This window comes from Bacteroides sp., from assembly GCF_029057325.1.
In the GTDB taxonomy this organism is placed as follows: domain Bacteria; phylum Bacteroidota; class Bacteroidia; order Bacteroidales; family Bacteroidaceae; genus Bacteroides.
Map to the genome: position 1 here is coordinate 1 of NZ_JAICZW010000118.1, position 4591 is coordinate 4591.

Annotated in this window: 3 protein-coding genes; 1 reads left to right on the forward strand and 2 read right to left on the reverse strand. The window is 48.3% G+C overall.

All coding sequences use genetic code 11. The features are described 5' to 3' along the window. Window positions 1-233 precede the first annotated feature (233 nt). Window positions 234-2990: a substrate-binding domain-containing protein gene (locus K2G43_RS07145; RefSeq protein ID WP_300153780.1), complete on the forward strand. Its 2757-nt coding sequence runs from the start codon at window positions 234-236 to the stop codon at window positions 2988-2990. Window positions 2991-3008: 18 nt separating this feature from the next. Here K2G43_RS07145 and K2G43_RS07150 read toward each other — a convergent pair whose 3' ends face one another. After that, the gene (locus tag K2G43_RS07150; RefSeq protein WP_297645186.1) at window positions 3009-4409 is read right to left on the reverse strand and encodes an ATP-binding protein; all 1401 of its coding nucleotides are present in this window, start codon (window positions 4407-4409) and stop codon (window positions 3009-3011) included. Beyond that, window positions 4396-4591 (reverse strand): hypothetical protein (locus tag K2G43_RS07155; protein WP_300153783.1); only part of this gene is annotated, 196 nt, incomplete at its 5' end. The genes K2G43_RS07150 and K2G43_RS07155, both read right to left, overlap by 14 nt.

Genomic DNA, 4591 nt, shown 5'->3' on the forward strand with positions numbered 1-4591 from the left:
AATATATATAGTGTTATGGTCATTGAATAGCTCAATGGCTATGCAAAAATATATATTTGCATTGATTTGGAAAAAGAATTTCCGGAAAAAAGCAAGGAGGTTTTAATCATTGGAGGCGGAGACGGCTTGACTGAAAAAGCCGTCTTCTTTTGACTTTCTCTGTATTTCGTTCGTCTATTTCTTATATTTTCTTTACATTTGCTCACCTATAATCTTAAGTCAAAAGAAGAAAGATGAAACAAGTCTATCCATGTATTTTATTCTTTTTGTGTCTGCTGAGCCTCGGATTGGCTTCCTGTACCCGTACTGCTCCCCGTTACCGTATCGGTGTTTCCCAATGCAGTGACGATGAATGGCGGAGGCAGATGAACAGCGAGATTACCCGTGAAGCCCGATTCTATGACGGTGTGCTGGTGGAGGTGCGTACTGCCAAGGATGACAATGCGCGGCAGGAAGAGGATATCCGCCATTTCATCAATGAAGGGGTGGACCTGTTGGTAGTAGCGCCCAATGAAGCTCAGTCTATTACTCCGGTAGTGGAGGAAGCCTATAACAAGGGTATTCCCGTGATATTGGTGGACCGCAAAATCTCTTCCGACAAATATACTGCCTACATCGGAGCCGACAACCATGCGATAGGACGGGAAGTGGCCGCCTATATCGGTACGCTGTTGCAGGGCAGCGGTTCTGTGGTGGAGATTACGGGACTTTCCGGTTCCACTCCTGCCATTGAGCGGCACAAAGGTTTCCTGGAAGGCCTGTCGGCTTATCCGGACATACGCTTGCTGGCTACCGGAGAGGGAGCCTGGCAGAGTGGTCCGGCAGGCAGAAAGATGGAAGCACTGCTCGACAGCTTTCCGCAGATTGACGTGGTGTTTGCGCAGAACGACCGTATGGCTTCGGGTGCCTACGAGGCGGCTCTTCGCAGACAGCGGACCGGACGGATGAGCTTTGTAGGCATCGATGCCCTGTCCGGCTATGGATTGGAAGATATATTGGCAGACAGGCTGACAGCCTCTTTCATTTATCCCACGGGTGGCGACCGGGTGGTGCAGATTGCCATGAGCATATTGCAAGGCCGGGAATTTCCGCGTGAGACGATACTGGGTACCTCGGTGGTGGACAGCACCAATGCGCCTGTCATGAAGATGCAGACGGCGCACATCAGTACCCTCGATGAAAAGATAGAAACCCTGACCGGACGGATGAGCCAATACTTGGCCCGATATGCCACACAGCAGGTGGTGTTGTATGGCAGTCTGTTCGCGTTGTTGCTGGTGGTGGGGCTACTGGTAGCCGTCTATCTCTCCTTGCATGCCAAGAACCGGCTGAACCGCGAACTGTCCATGCAGAAGGGAAAGCTGGAGGAACAGAAGGAGCAGCTGGTGGTGCAGAAAGAGCAGCTGATAGAGCAGAAGACCCAGCTGGAACAACTCTCGCGCGAACTGGAAGAGGCCACGCATGCCAAACTGGTCTTCTTCACCAACGTCTCGCACGATTTCCGTACGCCGCTGACCCTGATAGCCGACCCCATCGAGCAGCTGTTGGCCAATCCTGCCCTTGACAGTCAGTCGCACCGGCTCCTTGAACTGATGAAGAGGAATGTGCGCATCCTCCTCCGGTTGGTGAACCAGATACTGGACTTCCGAAAGGTGGAAAACGGGCGTATGGAGTTGCATCTTGCACCGTTCGACCTGCTCGGCAGTCTCCGCAGCTGGAACGACTCTTTCCGCATGGCATTGCTGAAGAAGCACATCACCTTCCACTTCGAAGCCCCTTCCGATACCGACTTCCGGATGATGGCTGATGCGGAAAAGATGGAACGTATTTATTTCAACTTGTTCTCCAATGCGCTGAAATACACACCGGAGAACGGAAAGATAACCGTCCGCCTCTCCCTCACCGGACAAAACTATCTGCTGTCTGTCTTCAATTCCGGCAGCTACATCTCCGCGGCCGATGTGAAGGCCATCTTCGAGCGTTTCTATCAGGTGGACGGGCATCAGGCCGGTACCGGTATCGGTCTTGCACTGGTGCGTGCCTTTGTAGAGATGCATGGCGGCGACATTACGGCAGGCAGTGACGAGAAAGGCACTACCTTCACTGTCACCTTCCCTTGGCAGGAGGTCTCGCAGTATCATCCTACTGTTGTGACGTTGCCTGCTGATAAACAGGAGGTGGTTTCTATGCTGGTAGATGCCGAAATGGCCGAGGCGGAAGAGGGAGAGAAGGCGGAGTCCGGTCCGGTGGTGCTGGTGATTGACGACAATGCCGATATCCGCAGCTATGTGACGTCTCTGTTGTCGGGTGAATACCGCGTGCTGGCTGCGGCGGATGGTGCGGAGGGCATCCGTCTGGCGATGAAGTACGTGCCCGATGTGATTGTTTCGGATGTCATGATGCCCGGTGTGGACGGCGTAGAGTGTTGCCGCCGTCTGAAGAGTGAGTTGCAGACCTGCCACATCCCGGTGATTCTGCTGACGGCCTGTTCGCTGGACGAGCAGCGTATCCAAGGCTATGACGGCGGTGCCGATTCCTACATCTCCAAGCCGTTTAATTCGCAGTTGCTCTTGTCTCGTATCCACAATCTACTTGCGAATCGCCGCCAGCTGAAGCAGTTCTTCGGCGACGGACAGACGATTGAGAAGGAATCCATCAGCGATATGGACAAGGATTTCGTCGCCCGTTTCAAGTCGCTGGTCGAAGAGAAGATGAAAGATACTGAACTCAATGTGGAAGACTTAGGACGAGAGATGGGCATGAGCCGTGTGCAGCTCTACCGCAAGTTGAAGTCGCTCACCAATTACTCGCCCAACGAGCTGTTACGGCAGATGAGGCTGAAGAAAGCCGCCTCTCTGCTGGCCTCTTCGGACATGACAGTGGCCGAGGTGGCCTACGAAGTGGGTTTCTCGTCACCTTCCTACTTCACGAAGTGTTATAAAGAGCAGTTTGGGGAGAGTCCCACGGAGTTTTTGAAGCGAAAGGGATAAGGTTCTATACATTTCACTTTATTCTATAATTTGCCAATACCCTTGTTTTCTGCCTCCTACACGTTTCAACAGTCCGAGTTCTTGAAGGCGAGAAAGATTATACTTTACGCCATCTTCTGTGATGTTCAGAATACTTTCACTGATTTCCTTCCGAGTCGCTTCAGGATGCTCTTTTAATAATGATAGTATAGCCTGTTGCTGTTCTGTCAGGCTTTGTATGAGCTTTTGGGTAGTCTTTTGGGTAGTCTTTTGGGTAGTCTTTTGGGTAGTTGCCCTTTCAGGATACTCAAACTTGAATGTCGTCCAAATACCCGAAGCATCATAACGGAACTCCGGTGTAGAAAATCCGTCATTCTTGCAAGCCATGATAATACGTTCTATGCCTCGCCCCCATGCTTCAATCTCTCCGGAACGAAAGAACGCATTGGCAATATCGGGATTATAGGGGAAACTTCGGTGTGATGATAATAATGTTTCCACAGTCCAACCGTCCGGTAAGACACCACCATTCACTATTTCTAATTTATTTTCATACACACGGATTTGGATGGGAGAAGATTCTGCATAATCCTTATTGATGCAAGCATTCAACAATGCTTCACGCAGAGCCTCTTGTGGTATAGGCAATGTCTCTATACGTTGGATATCTTCGTAGGTAATGATGGCTTTCATATATTTAGTACACAGCAAATCCATCAGTTTTATAATTTGTTGGAACAGATTACCGTGTACTTCGTCTTGGTATACCAAATCCATACCTTCGCGGAAAAATCCGACCTTTACAAAAGCTCCGGTCACGTATTGTTCCGGGTCAGAATGGAATAGCAAAACAGTAGCCCGTTTTAGGTAATTGCCTTCATAAAGCCGGAGTTTCTCTAACAAATTGTGATTATCGTCCTTCAAATCAGCATCCTCCATGCGTCCGCTTCGTTTGGCATATTTACGGAATAAATCAAATGTACCATTATCCAAATCTTCTACCTTTAAATAAGGTACAGGAACACCGTCCCATGTCTTTCCCTGTTTGCGGAGCATGAAACGGTCGAGTGCTGCACCCTTCAATTCTTGATTGGTAGCGCCGCTCCGTTGATAATACTTACCACGAAAGCTAATTGGATAAGGATATACCTCTGTTACAATTTCAAGATATTGCTTTTCATCTTCCTCTTTCTCTTTCAGATTGACATCTACCAAGATGCCGAGCATATCACGTACCTTATTGGGAATATCTTCCATCAACTTCTTGGCGTCTTGTATACCGCATACGTCGCCATTGTCTCTTACGCCAATATAAAGAAGACCTCCTTGCGCATTGGCGAAACCGCATATCCATTTCAGATATTCGTCGCGCCAAGATTCTTTGAATTCTATGTTTTGGGATTCGGTTATCATTATGGTTGTCAATTTAGAGTAATCCATATAAAATGCCACTAATAATAATAACCGATATGGTTATTATTATTTTTTTAATGGTCTTTATGTCAAGACCATACTCTCGTTTAAAAGTTGATGATATTTCTTCTTCATTATAAACTTGAATATCTGGGCGCTTTTCTAAAAAATCAAGCCTAATATATTGATATATTGAACATATTGCATAT

Excerpts from the sequence above, each read along its gene's own strand:
- K2G43_RS07145 (WP_300153780.1), top strand. The coding sequence starts at position 234 with ATGAAACAAGTCTATCCATGTATTTTATTCTTTTTGTGTCTGCTGAGC.
- K2G43_RS07150 (WP_297645186.1), bottom strand. The coding sequence starts at position 4,409 with ATGGATTACTCTAAATTGACAACCATAATGATAACCGAATCCCAAAAC.